The sequence below is a fragment of the Nocardia cyriacigeorgica genome, assembly GCF_010868145.1.
Lineage (GTDB): Bacteria > Actinomycetota > Actinomycetes > Mycobacteriales > Mycobacteriaceae > Nocardia > Nocardia cyriacigeorgica_D.
On record NZ_JAAGUY010000003.1, the window covers coordinates 113,041 to 134,317 of the forward strand.

20 protein-coding genes are annotated in these 21,277 nt (G+C 67.0%); 13 read left to right on the plus strand and 7 right to left on the minus strand.

What is annotated here, in order from left to right; translation table 11 throughout:
• Positions 1 to 10: 10 nt before the first annotated feature.
• The 7 genes from GV792_RS06925 to GV792_RS06955 all read left to right on the plus strand — a co-directional run bounded on the left by GV792_RS06925 (position 11) and on the right by GV792_RS06955 (position 7,884).
• Positions 11 to 460: a GNAT family N-acetyltransferase gene (locus GV792_RS06925; protein WP_163822897.1), complete on the plus strand. Its 450-nt coding sequence runs from the start codon at positions 11 to 13 to the stop codon at positions 458 to 460.
• 338 nt (positions 461 to 798) lie between these two features.
• Entirely contained in the window at positions 799 to 2,727 is a 1,929-nt protein-coding gene (locus tag GV792_RS06930; protein ID WP_163823188.1) for a magnesium chelatase subunit D family protein, read from the plus strand.
• A 297-nt stretch (positions 2,728 to 3,024) separates the two neighbouring features.
• The gene (cobO, locus tag GV792_RS06935) at positions 3,025 to 3,639 is read left to right on the plus strand and encodes a cob(I)yrinic acid a,c-diamide adenosyltransferase (protein ID WP_163822899.1); all 615 of its coding nucleotides are present in this window, start codon (positions 3,025 to 3,027) and stop codon (positions 3,637 to 3,639) included.
• A 171-nt stretch (positions 3,640 to 3,810) separates the two neighbouring features.
• A complete protein-coding gene (locus GV792_RS06940; protein ID WP_163822901.1) occupies positions 3,811 to 5,394 on the plus strand; it encodes a cobyrinate a,c-diamide synthase in 1,584 nt (527 codons plus the stop codon).
• A gap of 34 nt (positions 5,395 to 5,428) precedes the next feature.
• Entirely contained in the window at positions 5,429 to 5,812 is a 384-nt protein-coding gene (locus tag GV792_RS06945; RefSeq protein WP_163822902.1) for a cobalamin biosynthesis protein, read from the plus strand.
• A gap of 181 nt (positions 5,813 to 5,993) precedes the next feature.
• Positions 5,994 to 7,289 carry a hypothetical protein gene (locus GV792_RS06950; RefSeq protein WP_163822904.1) on the plus strand — a complete coding sequence of 432 codons (1,296 nt, stop codon included), beginning with the start codon at positions 5,994 to 5,996 and terminating at the stop codon, positions 7,287 to 7,289.
• Positions 7,282 to 7,884, plus strand: a complete 603-nt coding sequence (locus GV792_RS06955) for a 2'-5' RNA ligase family protein (protein WP_163822906.1) — start codon at positions 7,282 to 7,284, stop codon at positions 7,882 to 7,884. Before GV792_RS06950 ends, GV792_RS06955 begins: the two co-directional genes overlap by 8 nt.
• 643 nt (positions 7,885 to 8,527) lie before the next feature.
• On the opposite strand, the gene GV792_RS06960 is transcribed toward GV792_RS06955, so the two are convergent.
• Positions 8,528 to 8,980, minus strand: coding sequence for a PIN domain-containing protein (locus GV792_RS06960; RefSeq protein ID WP_163822908.1), 453 nt, complete (start codon positions 8,978 to 8,980; stop codon positions 8,528 to 8,530).
• Positions 8,977 to 9,207, minus strand: a complete 231-nt coding sequence (locus tag GV792_RS06965; protein WP_163822910.1) for a ribbon-helix-helix domain-containing protein — start codon at positions 9,205 to 9,207, stop codon at positions 8,977 to 8,979. The genes GV792_RS06960 and GV792_RS06965 overlap by 4 nt, the downstream gene beginning before the upstream one ends.
• A 189-nt stretch (positions 9,208 to 9,396) precedes the next feature.
• On the opposite strand from GV792_RS06965, the gene GV792_RS06970 reads away from it, so the two are divergent.
• Positions 9,397 to 10,497, plus strand: a complete 1,101-nt coding sequence (locus GV792_RS06970; RefSeq protein ID WP_163822912.1) for a hypothetical protein — start codon at positions 9,397 to 9,399, stop codon at positions 10,495 to 10,497.
• 205 nt (positions 10,498 to 10,702) lie between these two features.
• On the opposite strand, the gene GV792_RS30315 is transcribed toward GV792_RS06970, so the two are convergent.
• The 3 genes from GV792_RS30315 to GV792_RS06985 form a co-directional block, all read right to left on the minus strand.
• The gene (locus tag GV792_RS30315) at positions 10,703 to 11,176 is read right to left on the minus strand and encodes an ankyrin repeat domain-containing protein (RefSeq protein ID WP_369008986.1); all 474 of its coding nucleotides are present in this window, start codon (positions 11,174 to 11,176) and stop codon (positions 10,703 to 10,705) included.
• Positions 11,177 to 11,262: 86 nt separating this feature from the next.
• On the minus strand, positions 11,263 to 12,642 hold the full coding sequence (locus tag GV792_RS06980) for a DoxX family protein (protein ID WP_163822916.1): 1,380 nt from the start codon (positions 12,640 to 12,642) through the stop codon (positions 11,263 to 11,265).
• A gap of 131 nt (positions 12,643 to 12,773) precedes the next feature.
• Complete coding sequence (locus GV792_RS06985; protein WP_163822917.1) at positions 12,774 to 14,138, minus strand: DoxX family protein; 1,365 nt, start codon at positions 14,136 to 14,138, stop codon at positions 12,774 to 12,776.
• Positions 14,139 to 14,459: 321 nt separating this feature from the next.
• On the opposite strand from GV792_RS06985, the gene GV792_RS06990 reads away from it, so the two are divergent.
• Both GV792_RS06990 and GV792_RS06995 read left to right on the plus strand, forming a co-directional pair.
• On the plus strand, positions 14,460 to 15,590 hold the full coding sequence (locus GV792_RS06990; RefSeq protein ID WP_163823191.1) for a phosphotransferase family protein: 1,131 nt from the start codon (positions 14,460 to 14,462) through the stop codon (positions 15,588 to 15,590).
• The gene (locus GV792_RS06995) at positions 15,581 to 16,729 is read left to right on the plus strand and encodes a hypothetical protein (RefSeq protein WP_175584045.1); all 1,149 of its coding nucleotides are present in this window, start codon (positions 15,581 to 15,583) and stop codon (positions 16,727 to 16,729) included. Before GV792_RS06990 ends, GV792_RS06995 begins: the two co-directional genes overlap by 10 nt.
• A gap of 8 nt (positions 16,730 to 16,737) precedes the next feature.
• Here the strand turns inward: GV792_RS06995 and GV792_RS29515 are convergent, their stop codons facing one another.
• A complete protein-coding gene (locus GV792_RS29515) occupies positions 16,738 to 16,869 on the minus strand; it encodes a hypothetical protein (protein WP_256667938.1) in 132 nt (43 codons plus the stop codon).
• A gap of 280 nt (positions 16,870 to 17,149) precedes the next feature.
• Between GV792_RS29515 and GV792_RS07000 the strand changes: the two genes are divergently transcribed.
• The 3 genes from GV792_RS07000 (at position 17,150) to GV792_RS07010 (ending at position 20,792) form a co-directional block, all read left to right on the plus strand.
• Positions 17,150 to 17,776, plus strand: a complete 627-nt coding sequence (locus GV792_RS07000; protein WP_163822919.1) for a hypothetical protein — start codon at positions 17,150 to 17,152, stop codon at positions 17,774 to 17,776.
• A 157-nt stretch (positions 17,777 to 17,933) separates the two neighbouring features.
• The gene (gene cobA, locus GV792_RS07005; RefSeq protein ID WP_163822921.1) at positions 17,934 to 19,190 is read left to right on the plus strand and encodes a uroporphyrinogen-III C-methyltransferase; all 1,257 of its coding nucleotides are present in this window, start codon (positions 17,934 to 17,936) and stop codon (positions 19,188 to 19,190) included.
• Between the two features lie 141 nt (positions 19,191 to 19,331).
• Positions 19,332 to 20,792, plus strand: coding sequence for an MFS transporter (locus GV792_RS07010; RefSeq protein WP_163823195.1), 1,461 nt, complete (start codon positions 19,332 to 19,334; stop codon positions 20,790 to 20,792).
• Between the two features lie 6 nt (positions 20,793 to 20,798).
• Here GV792_RS07010 and GV792_RS07015 read toward each other — a convergent pair whose 3' ends face one another.
• Positions 20,799 to 21,215 (minus strand): PPOX class F420-dependent oxidoreductase, encoded by a 417-nt coding sequence (locus GV792_RS07015; RefSeq protein ID WP_309138473.1) that lies wholly within the window; start codon positions 21,213 to 21,215, stop codon positions 20,799 to 20,801.
• Positions 21,216 to 21,277: the final 62 nt, after the last annotated feature.

The following is a 21,277-nucleotide window of genomic DNA, read 5'->3' on the forward strand; positions in this document are numbered from 1 at the left end:
GCAAGACGCGATGATGTCAACGGTTGCTCTCAAACGGTCATGGGCGCAGGATCTCGATAACGCGACCCTGTACCAGCTGTTGAAACTTCGCGTCGAAGTGTTTGTCGTAGAACAGAAATGCGCGTACCCGGAGTTGGACGGACTCGACCTACTTCAGGAGACGCGCCATCTGTGGCTCGACGACGAGGGTGAGGTCATCGCGACCCTGCGGCTACTCGAAGAGCACAACGAGGGCGTGAAGTCCTTCCGCATCGGACGCCTGTGTACCGCGGTTCCGGTCCGCGGGCACGGATACACCACCCGGCTGTTGCAGGCCGCGCTGGCCGAGGTCGGTTCGGCAACCGTGCGCATCAACGCGCAGACCTATCTGATCGACCTGTACCGCAAGCACGGCTTCGAGGTCGACGGCGAGGAGTTCGTCGACGACGGGGTCGCGCACGTCCCGATGCGTAAGGGGTAGGTCGCGGTCGTGCATCGCTGTGCGGTGCACGACCGGCTCACCGGATCTGACCGCCGGATCGATCACTGGATGCGATCCTCCCGTACCAGGCCGGGCGAATGTCCGGTGCCCTGTACCGGGTGATCACGCCGCCCTTCGCCTCGGTCGGCGGTGGTGTGCCGATCGACTCCACGGCGTCGATGCCGGAGGTCGAAGTCGGTTGGATCCGCCCGGCGGCATAGAGTCGGGTTGTGTCCGTGTCGCATGTCGAAACCGCAGAGACGTCCTCCGCGCCTGGTACAGGCCGCCCACCGAGCGGGACCGGTGTCGGTGACGAGGCCGGTTTCCCGTTCTCCGCGGTGGTCGGGCAGGAACGGCTGCAACTGGCGCTGATCCTCTGTGCGGTGCACCCCGGCATCGGTGGTGTGCTGGTGCGCGGGGAGAAGGGCACCGCCAAATCGACGGTGGTGCGCGCGCTGGCCCAACTGCTGCCACCGGTGGTGGACGAGACCGGAGCCCGACCGGCCCGCCTGGTCGAGCTGCCGGTCGGCGCCACCGAAGACCGCGTGGTCGGTTCCCTGGATCTGGAGCGCGTTCTGCGTGACGGTGAGCAGGCGTTCCGGCCCGGTCTGCTGGCGGCAGCCCACCACGGCGTGCTCTACGTCGACGAGGTGAACCTGCTGCACGACCATCTGGTGGACGTGCTGCTCGACGCCGCCGCGATGGGCCGGGTGCACATCGAACGCGACGGCGTCTCACATTCGCATCCCGCGCGTTTCGTGCTGGTCGGCACGATGAACCCGGAAGAGGGTGAGCTGCGGCCACAGCTGTTGGACCGCTTCGGCCTGACCGTCGACGTGGCCGCCTCCCGCGACGTCGACGTCCGCATGGCCGTAGTGCGCCGCCGCCTCGACTACGAGGCCGATCCCGCCGGATTCGCCGCCCGCTACACCGCCGCCGACCGTGAGGTTGCCGAGCGCATCCTCACCGCGCGCGACCGGCTGCCCGAAGTCGCGCTCGACGATGTGGAGCTGCGCCGGATCGCCGCGCTGTGCGCCGCCTTCGACGTCGACGGGATGCGCGCGGACCTGGTCGTCGCCCGCACCGCCACCGCGCACGCGGCCTGGCGCGGCAGCGCCACCGTCACCGAGGACGATGTGCGGGTCGCCGCCGAACTGGCCCTGCCGCATCGGCGCAGGCGCGATCCGTTCGACGAGCCGGGCATCAGCGAGGACCAGCTCGACGAGGCCATGCGCGACGCGGCCGAAGAAGCCGAGCGGACACCCGAACCCGAATCCGGTGCAGGCGGGACCGACACCGAGGACGCCCGCGACGAGCACGCCGGCGATTCCGCCGAACCTCAGGACGGCCCCGACGACGATCCCGACGGCGGTCCGGATTCGCCTGGCGGCGGACAGGATTCACCGGAAGGACGCGGTACCGGCCGCACTGGGACGCCTGCGCCGTCGTCCGTGGCGCCGCCGCGTTGGGAGGTGCCCGGTGTCGGCGAGGGTGCGCCCGGCCGTCGCTCCCGGGCGCAGACCAGGCAGGGCCGGATGGTGCGTCCGGACACCGGGACGACGGGCGGTCTGCATCTGCTCGGCACGGTGTTCGCGGCAGCGCCGCATCAGCGGGCGCGTGGCCGGGCGAGCGGGCCGCTGCGGTTCGAATCAGACGATCTACGTGGCGCCTATCGCGAAGGGCGCGAAGGCAATCTGGTCGTGTTCGTGGTCGATGCCTCCGGCTCGATGTCGGCACGGGATCGCTTGTCGGCGGTCACCGGTGCGGTGGTCAGCCTGCTGCGCGACGCCTATCAGCGCCGGGACAAGGTCGCGGTGATCACCGTGCGCGGCGCCGACGCGGAGCTGGTGCTGCCGCCGACGTCGTCGGTCGATATCGCGGTGCGACGGCTGTCCGGAATGCGTACAGGTGGAAAGACTCCGCTCGCCGCAGGTTTGCTGAAGGCGCGCGAGGTCGTGGCTCGCGAGCGGGTCCGCGATCCGCGCCGCCGCCCGATGCTGGTGCTGCTCACCGACGGCCGCGCCACCGGCGGCACCGACCCGGTGATTCGTGCACGCGCCGCAGCCCGGCTGCTCGCCATGGACGCGGTCACGGCGATGGTCGTCGATTGCGAACGCGGGATGATCCGGCTCGGCCTCGCCGCCGAACTGGCTCGTGAACTGCGTGGTGAATGTGTGCGATTGGGTGAGCTGACCGGTGATGCGGTTGCGGGTGTGGTGCGGGAGTCGGCGAGGGCGACCGATACAGGGGGCGGCCGGGCGGCGTGAATACGTGATGCGGCACGACGGCTGGTCGGGTGGGTGCCTGCCCGGACGGAGCGGAACGCGGCGCAAACAAGACGCCATGTGCTCGGCCGCAGCGGGTCCGGCGGTCAGGATGGTCGGCCGCGTCGTCGACCGAGGCAACTGATGCGGCACGGAGATCGCCACTTCCAGCGGAATCCGGCTCGATGCGAGTCGGCTGTACGCGGGAAGGTCGGCCTATCTCTGAGCCGGCTGCGATGCGTCCGACCGCACGACAGCGCGCACGAGAGAACGAAACACAGTAACCAGCGAGGAGATTCGATGCCCAAGGGAGTGCCGGAGACCGTTCCGGACGACGGTCTGACGACGCGGCAGCGCCGCAATCGGCCGGTCCTCGCCGTGCATACCGGACCCGGAAAGGGTAAGTCCACCGCGGCGTTCGGGATGGCGCTACGGGCGTGGAATCAGGGCTTCGACGTTGCCGTGTTCCAGTTCGTGAAAAGCGCCAAATGGAAGGTGGGTGAGGAAGCGGCCTTCCGCACGCTGGGCCGCCTCCACGAGGAAACCGGTGCGGGCGGTGCCGTCGAATGGCACAAGATGGGCGAAGGCTGGTCCTGGACCCGTAAACACGGCACCGAAGAAGACCACGCCGCCGCCGCGCTGGCCGGTTGGCAGGAGATCGCCCGGCGCCTGGCCGCCGAACAGCATCGCTTCTACGTGCTGGACGAGTTCACCTACCCGCTGAAGTGGGGCTGGGTGGATGTGGACGAGGTCGTGCGGACTCTGGTCGAGCGCCCCGGCAATCAGCACGTTGTCATCACCGGCCGCGACGCCCCGCAGGCTCTCATCGAGGCCGCCGACCTGGTCACCGAAATGACCAAGATCAAGCACCCGATGGATGCCGGGCGCAAGGGGCAGCGCGGGATCGAATGGTGAGCGGCGCCGGGTCCTGGGCGGGCGTGCAAGCCGCGCCCGGGCCGGCATGGGCGCGCCCGCTGTGATCGCCGCCGCTGTGGGACGCCGGACGAGGTCGCTCGCCGACGCGTCCCTGCCGTTCGTATGGCCGGAGGGTGCCCGTGCGGTCCGGTGTGCGCGCAGGTGGCAGCGATGAGCGTGCCCGCGGTCGTGATCGCTGCACCCGCGTCCGGGAGCGGGAAGACAACGGTGGCGACGGGACTGGTCGGGGCCTTGCGGCGGGCCGGTCACCGAGTGGCGCCGTTCAAAGTGGGGCCGGACTACATCGACCCCGGGTATCACGGATTGGCGGCAGGTAGGCCCGGCCGCAATCTGGACCCGGTGCTGTGCGGTGTCGACCGGGTGGTGCCGCTGTACCGGCACGGCGCCGCAGGCTGCGACCTCGCGGTCGTCGAGGGCGTGATGGGGCTGTTCGACGGCCGTATCGATGCCGACGACGCCCACCCGGTTGCCGAGGGCTCGACCGCGCAAGTTGCCGGCCTGCTCGGTGCGCCCGTCGTACTGGTGGTCGACGCCAGGGGCCACAGCCAGAGCTTGGCGGCCCTGCTGCACGGGTTCGCCACCTATGACAGCTCCATCCGGTTGGGTGGGGTGATTCTCAACCGCGTCGGCAGCGAACGTCATGAGCAAGTGCTGCGCTCCGCCTGCGACCGCGTCGGCCTGCCGGTGCTCGGCTGTCTGCCGCGCATGCCAGAACTCGAGGTCCCGTCCCGCCACCTCGGCCTGATCCCCGCGGTCGAGCACGGAGCCGCGGCCACCGCTGCCGTCGCGGCCATGACGGATCTGGTCGCGGCTCACGTCGACCTGCGCGCGATCGCATCCCTGGCCGCGTCCGCGACGAACGGCCCGGACTGGAGCCCGGAATCGGCGCTCTACGCTCCGGAGTCATCGGCGGCCGGCCGCGAGTTCGACCTCGCCGGAGCGAGTGAACCCCGCAGCGGTGCCGACTCCGCGGACACCGGCTCTGGTGCCGAAGGTCGGTCGACTCGTGGTGGCGCGGTGCGCGATACGGGCGCGGACCGACAACTCGCGGGATCGCCGGATGCGGCCATCGGCATCGCGAACTCCGGCGGCCACGAGCGCGCGACCGGTGCAGCGCCATTGATCGCAATGGCCGGGGGAGCGGCGTTCACGTTCGGATACGCCGAGCATCGGGAGTTGCTCATCGCGGCTGGAGCGCGAGTCGCGGTGTTCGACCCGTTGTACGACGAATTGCCCACAGGCACAGCGGGTCTGGTATTGCCCGGTGGATTTCCGGAGGAACACGCCGCCGACCTGGCCGCCAACACCCCGCTGCTGGCTGAGGTAGCGTCAGCAGCCCGGCGGGGGATGCCGATCCATGCCGAATGCGCGGGCCTGCTGTACCTCACCCGATCGCTCGACGGTCACCCCATGGCCGGAGTCCTCGACGCGACAGCCGAATTCGGCCCACGCCTGACCCTCGGCTACCGCGACGCGGTCGCCCTGGTCGACTCACCGCTGTGGCGGGTGGGGGAGCGGGTGCGCGGCCACGAATTCCACCGGACTCGACTGACCAGCACCGGCACCGAACCCGCCTGGGGCTGGCACACCGCCGGGGAACGCCTCCGCGAAGGAGCCGTCATCCACCGAGTCCACGCCTCCTACCTGCATACCCATCCCGCCGGAAACCCCGAATCGGTGGGCCGCTTCGTCAGCGCCGCCACGGACTTCATCCGCACCGATGCCGCCGACTGAGCCGCTGGAAGGGGCGGGCGACTGTGCCCAACCGATGTCCAGACCCGAGCTGGCCGTCGGGCTAGGTCTGCGCCCGGGGACAACAGCCGAGCTGATCGTTGCCGCAGTGCGCGCCGTGGTCGGCGCGCACTCGATCGCGTGTATCGCCACTGTCGACCGCCGCGCTGGTGAACCCGGTCTTCGCTGCGCAGCCGACGAGCTCGGTGTACCGGTGTATTCGTTCACCACCACCGAACTTGCCGCCGTGCAGGTGCCCAACCCGTCGGTGTACGCGACAACCGCACTAGGTATCCCGGGCGTGGCCGAAGCCGCGGCGTTGCTGGCAGGGGCGGGACACCTGGTGATTCCCAGGCAGATTGCCCATGGAGTAGTTGTCGCCGCAGCCTCCGACCGATCGAGACCGTCCGGACGCCGCTGAGGTTCTGGATGCCCGCCGGACGGCGTCGTCTCCAGTTGAACGTCGGCGGAACGATTCGACTTGGCTGAGCCGTGTCAGTGCAGCTGCTATGTCCATCGACCGGGCTACATGAGTCCGCGACCGGTACTGTCGCACTACAGAGGCGTTTCCGCAGTTCGACCGTGAATCGTGGGGTGGGTCGATGGTCAGAGGGCGAGCATGGACGGGGTTCGAGGCGGCCGCGCTCCAGGAGGCGATGCGTCGATCGGTGCGGGACTTCGCCGGCTTGCTGGGTGTGGAGACCACGACCGTCAACAACTGGCGGGTTGGACTCAGCACGGTCACACCGCGATCTAGCACGCAGTCGATCCTGGATACGACGTTCGCGCTGCGGACGACACCTCAGGACCGCGAGCGCTTCGAACAGATAGTCGCGGAGGGTGAAGCAGCATGGCAGCGGCGCAACCGGCCGCAACAAAGCCCCCTGATAGACCGCGCGCCTTCGGATGTCGAGTGCGACGACCGCGATGAGCTACTGACCGTGCTCAACCGCTTGCACAAGCTCAGCCGATCGGTCGACCCGGACCTCATCGACCAGATGCAGGCCGGCACGCTGCGTGCGATCGGAGACTACGAGACATCTGAACCTGCCGAGTTCGTCCCGTGGCTCCGCAAGCAGCGGGTGTGGCTCGAGTCGTTGATCGACGAGTGTGGGGAGCCGCGCCAACGCGTCCGACTATTCGAGATCGCCGGCCAGACGTCGGGACTGCTCGGCTACATCGCGGTCGGCTGTGGGAGCTTCGCTGTGGCCAGGGCGTACTGCCTGGAGGCCTACCAGCTGAGTCGCTACGCCGCCGATTCCAACCTGATCGCGTGGGCTCGCGGCATGCAAAGTTTCTGCGAGTACTACGCAGGACGATATGGAGATGCCCTCCGATTCGCGGAGGCAGGCTTCACCGAAGCGGCGGGCGGCCGGCAGAGCATCCGCCTCGCTGTCAACGGCATTGCGCGAGCGAAAGGGAAGCTCGGCGACGCCGACGGAGTCCGCCGTGCCGTCGACTCCGCATACCAGTTGCAGTCGGACACAGAGCAGCCGAAATGCGTTCCGTCCAGCATCTCGCTCGACTGCTACAACGCTGCCCAGATCGCGGGCAATGCCGCCACCGCGTTCCTGTCTTTGGCGATGCCGATCGAGGTCGAGCGTTTCGGACGGATCGCGTTGGCCGAGATGACCGCTGAACAGTCGCCGTGGGGACGGGCTCTTGTCCAGGTCGACATGGCGCGCGCGCACGTGATGAGCGACGAAGGAGACTTCGATGCCGCGATCGGCACTATGCGGAAAGCTCTCGACCGACCGGGGGGACGGTTTATGACGCCCATTCACGCTCGTGGCACCGAGTTCGTACACGATGCGGCTGCTCGGTGGGGTGATTCGCCGCAACTGTGCGAGATTCGCGAAGTTCTCGCCGAAGCGGCAGGTGCCGGCCGACGTGAGTGAGCTGCGACTGCGTGACGGGCAGGACGGCCCGCTCGGCCACTACTGGTTCCTCACCTTCGAGCACGCACGCAGTCTGCACACCGCAACGACGCACTGTCAGACCACCCTCGATGGGAAGCACTTCGCGGCGACACCGATCGAGGGCCTGCACCTCACTCTGGACCGAATCGCTCGCGATGGCGGAACGAGCGTCGCGCAGCGCGCCCGTATTGTCGCGGCTGCCGAGAGGGCTTGTGCGGATCAGGGGCCCTTCACTCTGACGATCGAGCGGCTGGTGAATATTCGTGCTGCAATCGGGTTCATCGTTGCACCCACAAACCGAGTAGGTGAGCTTCGCGACGGTCTCCGTGCCGCAACGATGTCCGTACTTCCTGATGCGCCCGTCAAAGACTCCGCAACTGCGCCGCACGTCACCATCGCCTACCCGATTTACGAGGGCTTGAACGCTGAAGCCGTAGCCGCGGTTGCCGCAATCGACCCCGACGTGGACCGTGTGAATGTGACTGTCTCGGAAGTTGAAATGGTGGCACTCGAGCGACGCGGGCACGGGTATCGGTGGGAGACGATTGCCCGTATCCCACTCACTGGCATCTAGCGTCTGGGCGATCCGCAGCGCGAACAGTACGCCAACACCACCCCAACGCCACGCGGTTCCGGCCGGTACCCACTCCACGACACAGTTGAAGCGGCAGCCGGTAGCGGGTGGCGCCGCAGTCCACAGGACGGCGCACCGCCCCGTCGAGGCGGCGGGTCGGTGGCGAAAGCCCCGCTGCCGGGTGCTCTCAACCGAGGACTCGTCAGGGAGTGATCACGAAATGTTCGCGCTCGGCTGGATACACCCGTCCTCACCGACCCCGGAGTGGGATACCGCGCAGATTCGCCGACTCGCACGGCGCCTGGGGTATTCGTTGCGGTGGGCCGACTCGGCGTTTCTGGGATTGGCCGAGCAGGTCGAATCCTCTGGTGCCGACGTCGTGTTGGTGCCATCCACTGGACACTTGGATGCGATCACCTTGGATCGCGTTCTGGCGGTAGCCGATGTCGAATGCGCCGCGCCACGTGCTTCGTTCGCGCGTTGGACTCTGATCGGAGGTGTGCGCCGGTGACGGCTACGCATCTGGGCTTGGCGATCGCGATCGGTCTGCCGATGGCGGTCGTGGTGGTGGTGATCTGCTGGCCGAGCGATTACGACGATCCGCGACACTGACCGTCGAGGGTGGTGAGGTACCGGCGCTCCGCTACTGGGATTCCCCATCCTGAATCGGCAGGTGAAAAGCGGTGAACGATGGGGTGAGTGGGGTGAGTGCGCGGAAGTCGCGTTCGTCGAGTGTCGCTATCGCGTTCGTCAGATAGCGTTCGGCAAGAACGACGTTCACGGCGTCGGCCAGGTCGAGCCGTAATCCACCGAACTGTCCGATCAACTGCTGCGCGACCCGCAGATCGTGGTGATCGATGGGCGGCACGAGGATCGCCCCTTCTTCGGCCGAGGTGAGCAAGTCATCCAGGACGAGGTCGGCGACGCGCCGATCCTTCCCGAAGCGGGCTACCAGCAAGTGGTCGACCTCGTCCAGGACGAGCGGAGAGACGACGGCGACCGACGTTGCGAGCAGATTCCGGATTCTCTCTTTCTGCGGCGCCGCATTGTCATACGCAGCGATGAGCGCGGAGGTGTCGGCGATGAAGAAGCTCACCGCTCGTAAGCCGAGCGGAGGTGTTCATCGGCGTCGGCGGCAAACTGCGGATCACCGGAGTCGAACGATGGCCACTCCCGGGTCCTCGGCGCCCGCGGAGTTCGTAGCAGGACCAGGTCCACGCCTTCCCTGATGAGATCGGCTTCGGAACGACCAGCAGCCTCCGCGGCTTGCTTGAGACGCGCGGTTTGTTCCTGATCGAGGTACACGCTGGTCTTTACCCTCATGAACGTATGGTAACACGTAGGGCATGTCGCGGCGGTCAGCTAGACGTCGGAAACCGCTGGGTGCAGGAACGTCAGTCGAGCGTGTCCAGCGGTTCGGATTGGCGGGCTCGTTCGTGCCCAACCGCGGACATCCGCGAACGCCCCTTCTCAGCGACAGGAACACACAGAACCGCTGAAAGGATGAACGTCATGCGTTACACCGTGCCCACCATCGCGTTGATGATGGCGGCAATCCTGCTCACCGGATGTTCGTTCGTCGAGCAAGCGCCCGATGAGGCCGAGGGTGACAGCTCGTCCCTGGTGGTCGCGACGCCCGGCGAGGCTCTTCCTGGAGTGGTCGGGCAAGGGCCCGATCAAGCAGAGCGTGACAGCTGGTCCCGGGTGATCGAGACGTTCATCGAGGCCGTTCCGGGTGTGGACTACGCCTCACATACGTTCCAGTACAACCCGTACGGCCCCAACTCGTACTACACGTCCAAGCTCGTCGTGCGGCTCGAGGACGGCGCCACACCAGACGAGGCCGCGGCTGTCGTGCGTGTCATGGGGTCTCAGCAACTGCCGCCGCATTATCGAGACCACTCGACCTTGATCCAGATCCGCCGGATGGCCGACTCCTATTTCGGGGGCTGGGCGTTCGGGCGGGACGTGGATGCGGAGGTGGAAGCGAACGCGGCATACACCTGGACCCGGTTGTCATCGGCCGATACCGGTGCGGAGATTCACTGGTCCACCCACGGCGTGAAGGCCATCGCCGGCGCGGAGATCAGTGTCCGAGCGGGCTCCGAGACCGAACCCCAGCGTGCCACCGCGGCGATGCGCCGAATCATCCAGGATTTCCCGGAACTGGCATCCAACGACTGGACGGTGTCTCCCACTCATAAGGACGGGATTCTCGTGCACTACTCGAAACTGGCACCCAGTCCGATCCACTCGGACCGCAGCCCGCGGTTCCCCTCCAACAGTGAACTCGAATTGTGGGAGTGGTTCCTGACCGATCAACCCATCCCGTTCTTCGTCGTGGTGTCGGTATTCGACCCGCCCGAATCGACGGGCCGCGCACTGGGTGTCCTGGTGTACCCACCCGTCGGAGCGGAATTCAGCGCTGCGCAGGCGACGCAACTCGCCGACCGTCATCTTCGCCGCTTATCCCAGCACGGTGGCGTAGTCGACTACACGATGAATACGCGCAACGGCCCCGGTTTCGCCGTCCTTGTCGGCGGCTGTCCAGAATCCGGGCGCGAGGTTGCTCCGGAGGCGGAGCCCTTCGCGCGTCAGTATGAACGCTGCTAGTGCCGGGCCAGCAACCTGTCGGCCTGCCTGAGGTCTGCGGACACTCGCCCACTTCGCGCTCTTGTTGTGCGTTGTGAGCACCGCCTGGTCGTATGTGCGTTACTCGTTGAGGTGGGCTGACTCGGCGGTTCTGGGGTTGGCCGAGCAGGTTGAATCGTCCGGCGCCGACGTGGTTCTGGTGTCCTCGACCGCGCAATGGACGCGATCACGTTGAATCGAGTCTTGGCGATGTAAGAAGCCGGAGTATCTCCGCTGTGCCTTCTGCAGGACGCATCGTGGCAAGCTCACGGGGAGTCTTCCCGCCCCAGCGGCCCGACTGCGGTCCCGCTCGAACATCGACCCGCGCACCGGCCTCCAAGAGGGCTTGGACGCACTCGGGTGAACCACGGTCTGCTGCCGCGCACAACGGCGGCCACGCAGTCGGCAGATCCGGATTCATGCCATGGTCGAGCAGGAGCCGCACTGCCTCGGCATGGCCCTTGTGCGCGGCCCTCGAAAGAGCATGCGACTCCGCTTCGATGCCGTGGGACAGCAGGTAAGCGAGGATTTCGGTTCTGCCCCACTCCGCGGCCCAACCGAGAAGAGAGCCAGAGCCTCCCGGTGCAGTGACAGTCGCCAGGTCGACACCAGCATCGTGAGCGCGTCGCACCTCATCGGCGTCGCCACGAATGACGGCCATGACGAGATCGAACTCTTCTGCACCGCGCACGAGATCAGTATGCCTTGCCTCGCCTGTCGATCAGCGCATCGTCGTCGCAGGCGCTATTACTCGAGGTGCGGCGACGGCTGGGTCCAGTGGAACCCCCGCTCGATCAGCGCGAACTGATCGAGCGGAACTGATTCCAACACCATGCGTACTTTCCGGATCCCGAGGGTGCCGTCCAGGACCAGCCGACCCGGGGCGCTCTCCACATAGGTGAAGCTACCCAGCTTCCATTGACCGGCGGGATCGCGGAACAGCGTGATGGTGTGCTGTTCGGGATCGACGGCGGCGGGCACCCAGGTCAGCCTGTCGTCCATGCCTTGCAGATGGATGCCGTCGACGGTGTCGAAGACGAGGCGGCGCAGCCGGGCCGAGGTCGGGTCGGCGAATGGGTTGGGATCGGTGAGCAGCGGCGGCAGCTGCTGACCCGCGACGGAGTATTCGGCGACATTCCAGACGCCGTAGAGCGGTGACCGCGGCCGCGCGGCGCCGTAGGCGTGCCAGGCATCCCAGCCCTCCAGCGCCGTCGTCACCAGCAGCCACAGACCGAGCAGTACCTGGGCGATCAGCGCGAACCGATTCGACCGTGCCGTGCTGAAGAGCTCGGAGCCACCGGCGGGCGGCACGGCTTTACCGGAGAACAGCACCGTTGCCAGACGGCGGCTTGCGGGCGCGAGCAGCGCGAGCGAGAGGGCGAGCATATGGAAGCTGAACAGCTTCACCGGCACGTCGAAGGTCATATTGAGCAGGAACACCTGCGCCATCGCCACCGTCGAGAGTGCCGCGCCCGCGGTGACGGTGGCGGGCAGGATCAGCAGCAGTCCGGCACCGATTTCCGTGCAGCCGAGGGCGATCTCGTAGGGCTTCGAGGCCGCGGTCTGCGACCACAGCACCCCCATCGGCGTCATATCGCCGAACGGTTCGATCAGCCGGTGCAGCGCGAACGTCATCTGCGACGGCATGACCTTGACCATCCCGTACAACATGAGCGCCCCTGCCAACGCGAACCGCAGCAGCACCCGGAACCAGCGGTCGAGGCTGCGGTAGTCGATACGGCGCCTGTCCAACACGGTCCAGATCGCAGTCGCCACGGTCGCGACCACCAGCCAGCTGAAGGCCGCCACCCACAGCGTGACGGTATCGCCGCTGCCGGTCGGCGCGTATCCGAGCGGTTCCTCGATGCCGAACAGGTTGGCGGCGAACCAGTCGGTCAGCGGCGGGAGCGACCACCAGCGGCCGAGCGTGAGCACCGCCGTCTCCGGGACGCTGACCGAACGCAACAGCTGTGCGAGAAGCCATTGCGCCGCGGTACCGATGCCGAGGTAGACGAACACGAAGCGGAACAGCGCGCGGGTCGCCGGATGCCATGACGGTGGTAGCGCGGACGGTGCTCGCTCACCCTGTTCCCGATCCGGCGCCTCCGACTCAACCAGGGTTGCCACTGTTCACCTTTCGCTACTCCGCGCATGTGCTGACGTTTGCCGGAGTAACGCTAGGGCAGATCACAGGTTCGCCGCGTCTGGGAATATCAGTGCCCCTAATGCCACCTGCACCGGTTTCGGGGGCATCGGTGTCAGCGGAAGTCGGGGTATTCCTGGATCCATCGGAAGCCGCCGCTGCGCAACGGGAATGCGTCGAGGTCCATCTGGTTCAACACGATGGCGGTCGGTGTTCCGTTCAGCTCGCCGGTCAGGTGCAGCTGCTCGGGTGTCGGGCGCTCGAAGGTGAAGGCAGCGATCGGAGTCGGTGTGGCGTCGGGGGATTGCGGTGGCGCGGTCATGGTGAGGGTGTGCGCTTCGGTATCGATGGTGACCGCGGCCGGTGTCAACGCACCGTCCATCTGCTGGATGAACATCACCCCTGGTTCGTCGAAAACAGCCCGTTGCCAGCGATTCTGATCGGTGAGCAACGGCGGCACTGGATGACCGGCGGCAGTGAATTCGGTGACCGACCAGATGCCGTACAGCTGCGACTTCTCCCGGCCGCCTCCGAAATCGCTCCACGCCGTCCAGCCGGTGTGCACCGTGCCCACCAGCATCCACACGCCGATCAGCACTTGGACGAGGGCCGCGATCCGATTGGCCTTGGCGCTGTCGAACAGCCGCGGTTGCGTCGCCGGTTCCGACGGACGTTCCAGCACCAGGACGTTCGCCAGGCGCTGTGCCTGCGGCGCCAGCAGCAGTAGCGACAGCAGCAGCAGATGGAAAGACAGGATCTTGACAGGCACGTCGAAGGTCATGTTCAGCACGAACACCTGCGCCATGCTCACCACACCGAGCATCGCGCCGAGGGTGGCGGTGCGCGGCAAGAACAGCAGCAGGCCCGCGAGCATCTCTGCGACGCCGAGCAGGATCTGATACGCCGGCGATGAACCCACTTGTAGCCACAGCACCGACGTGATGCTGAAATCGCCGTATGGTTGCAGCAGCGCGTTCAGCGGCGGTGACGGCATCTGCGACGGTATGGCCTTGGCGATCCCGTAGAACAGCATCTGACCGGCCAGACACAGCCGGATGAAGGTGAAGAACCACGCGCTCAGCTTCGGGTAGCCGGTGCGGCGCCGGTCGAGCACCGACCAGATCAGCGTCGCCACGGCGGCGATGACGAGGAAGCAGAACACCATCAGCCAGATGACGGTCTGATCACCGCTACCGGAATCCAGGTGCAGCACCGCATCCACGCCGAACACGTGACGTCCCACCCATTCCAGAGCGGGCGCCAGCACCTCCATCTGCCACAGGATGGCCCGATCCGGCAGCCATTGGCCGAGGATCCCGGTGAACGCGAACATGATCTGCGTGAACAGCAGGCAGAACAAGCCGAAGTAGATGACACAGAATCGGAATGCGATGCGCGTCAGTGGATGCCACGGACGAGGCTCGGTCGCCTCGGCTGGAACCTCATCGTTGTGCCGTTCGAGAACGTCGACCCCGACCACGCGGCAGCCCCTCACTGTGTCGATCTGATGCTGTGCGCCGAACGTATCGACGGGGCGGCACCACCCACAACCGGATCAACCCTGAGTGACACCCCCATTTCGAGTCATTCATAGGATGTATCCGGCGTCATCCTTTTGGCGTACATCCCCCGGTCGACCGCATGCCACGGACGTATTTCACACTTTCCCAGAAGGTCGACCTGAAACGCGTTACAGTTTCCGCATCCGCGGCAGGATGCCGGGGACACGGGCCGCCCGCGGTGTTCGACGCCGGACCTCGACGCCCGCGCACCACCGCTGTACGGCATCAGGAGGACGATGATGGCCGACGACCCCGCACCCACCGAACAACGTCGGCTGACCACCAGCGATCGCGATCTCGACTCGTTCACCGCGGATCTGTCCCGCTGGCTCGGCGAACGTGTGGGGGCCGATGAGCGACCGGCGATCACCGGGCTGTCTCGGCCACAGGCCGGTGGGATGTCGAGTTCGACGGTGCTGTTCGACGCCGACTGGAGTGTGGCCGGCAAGCGCGACGGCGGGTCGTTCGTGGCGCGAATGGCACCAGAGGACGAATCGTTCCCTGTGTTCGAGACCTACGACCTGGCCACCCAATACCAGGTCATGGCCGGTGTCGCCGAAGCGACCGATCTTCCGGTGCCACGGCTGCGCTGGCTGGAGAACGACCCCGGCGTGCTCGGGACACCGTTCTTCGTGATGGATCGCATCGACGGCAGGGTACCCACCGACAACCCGCCCTATGTCTTCGTCGGCTGGCTGTTCGACGCCACGGCGGAAGAGCGGGCGCAGTTGACCGACGCCACGGTCGAGGTCATCGCGAAGGTGCACGCCATTACCGATCCGGAGCGGCGTTTCCCGATGCTGGCCGGTCCCGGCGACTCGCTGCGGCGCCACGTGGACGCCCAGCGCGCCTGGTACCGCTGGGCGCTCGCCGACGACGGTTACCAGATTCCGATCATCGACCGCGGCTTCGACTGGTTGGAGGCGCACTGGCCGGCCGATCCCGGGCCCGACGTGCTGACCTGGGGCGATGCCCGGCCGGGCAATATCATCTACCGGGGCTTCGAACCGGCGGCGGTGCTGGACTGGGAGATGGCGGCCATCGGCCCGCGCGAGCTCGACGTCGCCTGGATCATCTTCCTGCACCGGTTCTTCCAGGACATCGCCACCCGCTTCGACCAGCCCGGCCTGCCGGACTTCCTGCGCCGCGACGACGTGGTGGCCACATACGAAGCGGCCAGCGGGCATACCGTGCGCGACCTCGACTTCTATCTGGTCTACACCGCACTGCGGCACGCCATCGTGATGGCGCGGATCAAGCGCCGGATGATCCACTTCGGCGAGGACACCGACACCGCCGACCGCGACGACTACGTGATGCACCGGGCGAGCCTGGAGGCTCTGCTCGACGGAACCTACGAATGGGATTGAGCGACACCATGACCGATGCCTCCGGCCGGGTCCCCGGATCGTCACCGGCGCCCCTTGACGAATTCCCGATCCACCAGACGCCGCTGTCGCTGGCCCGGGTGGCCAGCAGTGACCGCAATTTCTACGACCGCAGCTACTTCAACGCCCACGACCGCGATGGCGGCACGCTGCTGATCAGCGGCTTCGGCGTCTACCCCAACCTGGGCGTCACTGACGCCTATGTCGCACTGCGCGACGGGGATACGGTGCGCACCGTCCGATTCTCCGATGCGCTCGGTGACCGGAGCCTGGATATGCGGGTCGGCGGTTACCGGATCGAGGTACTCGAACCGCTGCAGCGGCTCCGGGTGGTGTGCGAGCACGAGGAGCTCAGCGCCGACCTGACCTGGACCGGTGCGTTTCCCACCGTGCAGGAGCAGCCACATCTGATCCTCAACGGCAATCGCCCGATCATCGAGGCGTCCCGGTTCGCCCAAGTCGGGTCCTGGTCGGGGACGCTGCAGCTCGACGGCCGTGAGATCACTGTCGACCCGGCGGTGTGGACCGGCACCAGGGACAGATCCTGGGGAATCCGGCCCGTCGGCGAAACCGAACCGCCGGGGCGCGCGGCCGCCGAACCGTCGGGCGGATTCTGGTGGCTGTACATGCCGCTGCGATTCGACGATTTCGCGATCGTCGTCATCGTGCAGGAGGAGCCCGACGGCAGGCGCACCCTCAACGACGCCACCCGCATCTGGCCGGACGGGCGCACCGAACAGCTCGGCTGGCCGCGCATCGCCATCGATTACCGTTCCGGTACCCGGTTGCCCACCGCTGCCCGCATCGAACTCACCACTCCGGACGGTAAACCGATCGAGGTGGAGATCCGCACCGTCACCGATATCCCGCTGCACGTCGGCTGCGGGTACGGCGGGGATCCCGACTGGCAGCACGGACAGTGGAAGGGTCGCGATTGGACGTCGAGCGACCGCTACGACCTCACCGATCCGGCGGTGGCCGGGCGCATACCATACGGCGTTATCGACCATGTGGCGTATGCGCGGTGCGGTGAGGCCGAGGGATGGGGATTGTTCGAGCACGCGAGTATCGGGCGCCACGATCCCACCGGGTTCGCCGATTTCTTGTCGGTGGCGCCCTGAGCTGTGCGCTACCCCGGCGTCAGGTCGATGACAACGGGCACCCCGTTGTCGAACCAATGCTGATGCAGGCGTTGCACTTTGGCGCGCGTCGGCCTGCTCGCGCTGTGGAAGCGGCATTCGACGAGATCGAACGGTTTCACCGCGCCGGTATAGACCTGCCTGGCCCGCGCCTTCTCGTCCGGGTCGGTGATCTTCCTGGCGACGGTATGCTGCGGCTGGTAGTTCGACCAGCACCACGATGCGTCGGGGAGGTGTTGAATTCTGTTGAATCGCAGCCATATTTCGCAGAGTCATCAATACAGTTGGGAGATCGCGTTCACCGGTCGTGAGACTCGGTGTGAGAAGGGGACGGGACTTCTCGGTAAGCCGGATCCCCTCACCAGTCGAACCTGTGCGACATATGCCGAAGTCGCCACGGCGGTGTTCGATCTACTGTGCGATGACATCGTTGCCGATCACCGGTACGCGGTGCTCGATGCGCGGGTGGCGGGCGAGCCCGACCCCGAACCGCCCGCCGACACCACCAGATTCGTGGTACGCGATCACGGTGGCGTGGAGAAGGTTGCGATATCCGCTGAGCTGACCTATCCGCCGGTCTCCGCGAAGGCTGTCGTGAACCACCGTCGCGATACCGAGGCGAGTGCGAAGTGGGAGGCGGCGCGTCGTGTTCGCCGTGAGAAAGCCGAAGCGGCGGCACGCACCCTGTCGGAAGCGGCTAGAGAGGTCCCGCTGGATCCGCAGGTGCGCAGGGTGGTGAGCACCCTGCGGGTGGCCGCGGCATCACTGCGTGAGGACGTCCCAACGCTCGAATTCTGTCGCGAGCAGTTGACGGTCGCGCAGAACACGTTATCGGCGGCGGCGAGGGCCCTCGTCGCGGCGGAAGCAGCCGGTAACGAACGCGAAGCCGAGCACGCTCGCCGGCATGCACGGTGGTGGCGTCGCGGGGTGGACCGGTGGACACACCTCACCGAGTTGGTGACCGAGGCCTATATGGATGCCGAGGAAGTCGACGACTACGCCGACAGCCTCTCGATACCGTCGACGTAGCCGCCCGGACGCACTTTCTGACCTGCCGCGGCCGGACCGGTCGTCGTCCGTCGCCACGAACGGCGTCGAGCTGCGCTGTGCTACGACCTGAATCGAACGGGTTCGATCGCCGGGTACCTGCGCCCGGCGATCGGCGCGCCCCGTAATCTCGACACTTGTGCCGAACACGTCAACCGATACCGAGGACCAGCCAGAGGGCGACCCGAACTACCTGGTCGGGCTCGATCTGAACGGGCGAAGAGTTGTCGTCGTCGGCGGCGGGACGGTCGCCCAGCGCAGGCTCGGACTGCTCATCGCCTCCGGTGCCGATGTGCACGTCATCAGTCGTGAGGCCACCCCGGCCGTCGAGGGCATGGCCACCTCCGGTCAGCTGACGCTCACTGTGCGCGCCTACACCGACGGCGATCTCGACGGCGCCTGGTACGCCATCGCCTGCACCGACGAACCCGACACCAACGCCGCGGTCGTCGCGGAGGCCGCGCGCCGCCGCATCTTCTGTGTGCGCGCCGACAACGCCAGGCTCGGCACCGCCGTTACCCCCGCAACCGCCCGCTACGACGGCCTCACCCTCGGGGTACTCGCGGGCGGTCGGCACAAGCGGTCGGCTGCGGTGCGTAACGCGCTGCTGGAAGCGCTGCAATCGGGTGTGGTGACCGATGATTCGACCCCGGTCGCGCCGGGCGTAGCGCTGGTCGGCGGCGGACCTGGTGATCCCGATCTGATCACCGTGCGCGGACGTCGGTTGCTCGCACGGGCCGATCTCGTCGTCGCCGACCGGCTCGCGCCGCCGGAATTGCTGGCCGAACTCGGACCCGAGGTCGAGGTCGTCGATGCCGCGAAGATCCCCTACGGGCGCGCGATGGCACAGGAGGCGATCAACACCACGCTGGTGGAAGGCGCCAAAGCCGGCAAGTTCGTGGTGCGGCTCAAGGGCGGCGATCCGTACGTGTTCGGTCGTGGATTCGAAGAGGTCGAGGCCTGCGTGGCGGCCGGTGTCCCGGTCACTGTGGTTCCCGGGATCACCAGCCCGATCGCGGTGCCGTCGGCCGCGGGCATTCCGGTCACCCATCGCGGTGTCACCCATGAGTTCGTCGTGGTCAGCGGGCATGTCGCGCCGGATCATCCGGACTCGCTCGTGGACTGGCCCGCATTGGCGCGGCTGCGCGGCACCCTGGTGCTGATGATGGCGGTCGAGCGCATCGAACAATTCGCCGAGGCACTGCTCGCTGGCGGGCGCCCCGCGGACTCTCCCGCCACCGTCATCCAGGAGGGCACACTGCGTACCCAGCGCGTGCTGCGCGCGGACCTCGCGACGGTGGCCGAGCGCGTGCGGGCCGAAGGTATCCGCCCGCCCGCCATCGTGGTGATCGGTCCGACCGCCGCCTTCTCCGCGGACGCGGCCCCGCGCGACTGATCGGATGTCAATGGTTGTGGCCGCCTGGTTTCGGCATGCGCCGATAGGAGGGGACGGATGGCTTCGCGCGTACGTACCGAACGGTGTGCTTGTGACCGTCGATTACAGTGACTCCCTGTGCTCGACAAAGCCGCTGCGACGATGCAGTACCCCGTGACGCGGCGGGCCTTCGGGCTCGCGATCCTCGTCCTGAGCGGACTCCAGCTCATGGTGGTGCTCGACGGCACCGTGGTGATCCTGGCGCTGCCGCGGTTGCAGGAAGAGATGGGGCTGTCCAGTTCCGGCAGCGCCTGGATGGTCACCGCCTACGGCCTGCCCTTCGCCGGTCTGATGCTGCTCGGCGGCCGGATCGGCGATTCCTACGGCCGCAGGCGCATGTTCCTGCTCGGGGTCTCCCTGTTCACGCTGGCCTCGCTGCTGTGCGGGCTGGCCCAGAACGAAGGCATGCTCATCGCGGCCCGCGCCTTCCAGGGCACCGGTGCCGCGCTGGCGGCACCGACCGCGTTCGCGCTGGTTGCCAGTACCTTCGCCCCCGGTCCGGTGCGTAATCAGGCGTTCGCGATCTTCGGGTCGATGGCGGCGCTCGGTTCGGTCGGCGGATTGGTGATCGGTGGTGCGCTCACCGAGGTCAGCTGGCGGTGGATATTCCTGATCAATGTGCCGATCGGCGCACTCATCATTCTTGGCGCGGTCGTCGCGTTGCGTGACACCACCCATCACCGACTCACCCTCGACGTGCGCGGGGCGATCCTCGGCACGCTCGCCTGTGCGCTGATCGTGTTCGGTGCGACCGAGGGACCGGAGTTCGGCTGGGACAGCCCCTACGTCATCGGCTCGCTGATCGGGGGTGTGGTGCTGCTGGTGGTCTTCGTGCTGGCCGAACGTTCGGTGTCCAATCCGCTGCTGCCGTGGTCGTTGTTCGATCACCGCGACCGCAACGCCACCTTCGTCATCATCCTGCTCGCCAGCGGTGTGCTGGGCGCGACGACCTACTTCGCCGGGCTGTTCGTGCAGAACGTCGTCGGCTACAGCCCGCTGATCGCCGGTGTGTCGTTCATTCCGTTCACCGTCGGCATCGGCATCGGCGGTGCGCTGTCGTCGAAGCTGGCGATGATGGTCGCACCGCGCTGGCTGCTCAGCGGCGCCGCCGTGATCCTGGTGGCGGGGCTGGTCTTCGGGTCGACCCTCGACGGCGACGTGCAGTACGTGCCAACGCTGCTCGGGCTGTTCCTGGTGATCGGTTTCGGCATGGGTCTGGCGATCGTGCTGATCCCGCTGTGCGTGCTGGTCGGCGTACCGCAGGACGAGATCGGGCCGCTATCGGCGATCGGACAGATGTTCCTCAGCCTCGGCACCCCGATCGCGATCGGACTGCTCACGCCGCTGGCGGCCTCGCGCACCCTCTCCGAGGGCGGACGCACCGGCAAACCCGCGGATATGACCTCGGCCGAGCTGGTCGCGCTCGGCAGCGGCTACACCCTGGTGTTGTTCGTCGCGGCCATCGGCGCATTCCTGGTCGGCATCCTCGCACTGACCCTGCGCTACACCCCGCAGGAAGTCGCGCAGGCCCAGCACGCGCAGGAAGAGGCCCAGCAGGCCTGAGCCGGTTCAGAACCGGCCGGTCACCTTGTGTGGGGTGACCCGGACGATGATGCGGTCGCCGTCCTGCACCGAGGCCGGGTTGAACTCCCGATACGGCTTGCCCGTGTACTTGTGCGACAGCTTGTCCGGCAACGCCCGTTCCGGATCCGGCGTCACCGTGGTCGAGCCTTTGATCTCGGCGTAGATGTAGGGCCGGTCCGGCGGATTGATCATTACCGTGACCCGCGGGTCGCGCGCGAGATTGCGGCCCTGCACCCGGTCGACGGTGGTGGAGAACAACAGATCGTCGCCCTCGCGCATGATCCAGACAACGGTCAGGTGCGGGTGCCCGTCCTTACCGACGGTCGCGATGGTGGCATAGACGCGTTCCTCGTCCAGATACGTTTTCAAGTCCTCGGACAATGTGGCGGTTGTAGTGGACACATCACACGCCAACGCGGGCCGGTCCCAGGGCATTCCGGATCCGGACGATGCGAATGTCGCGG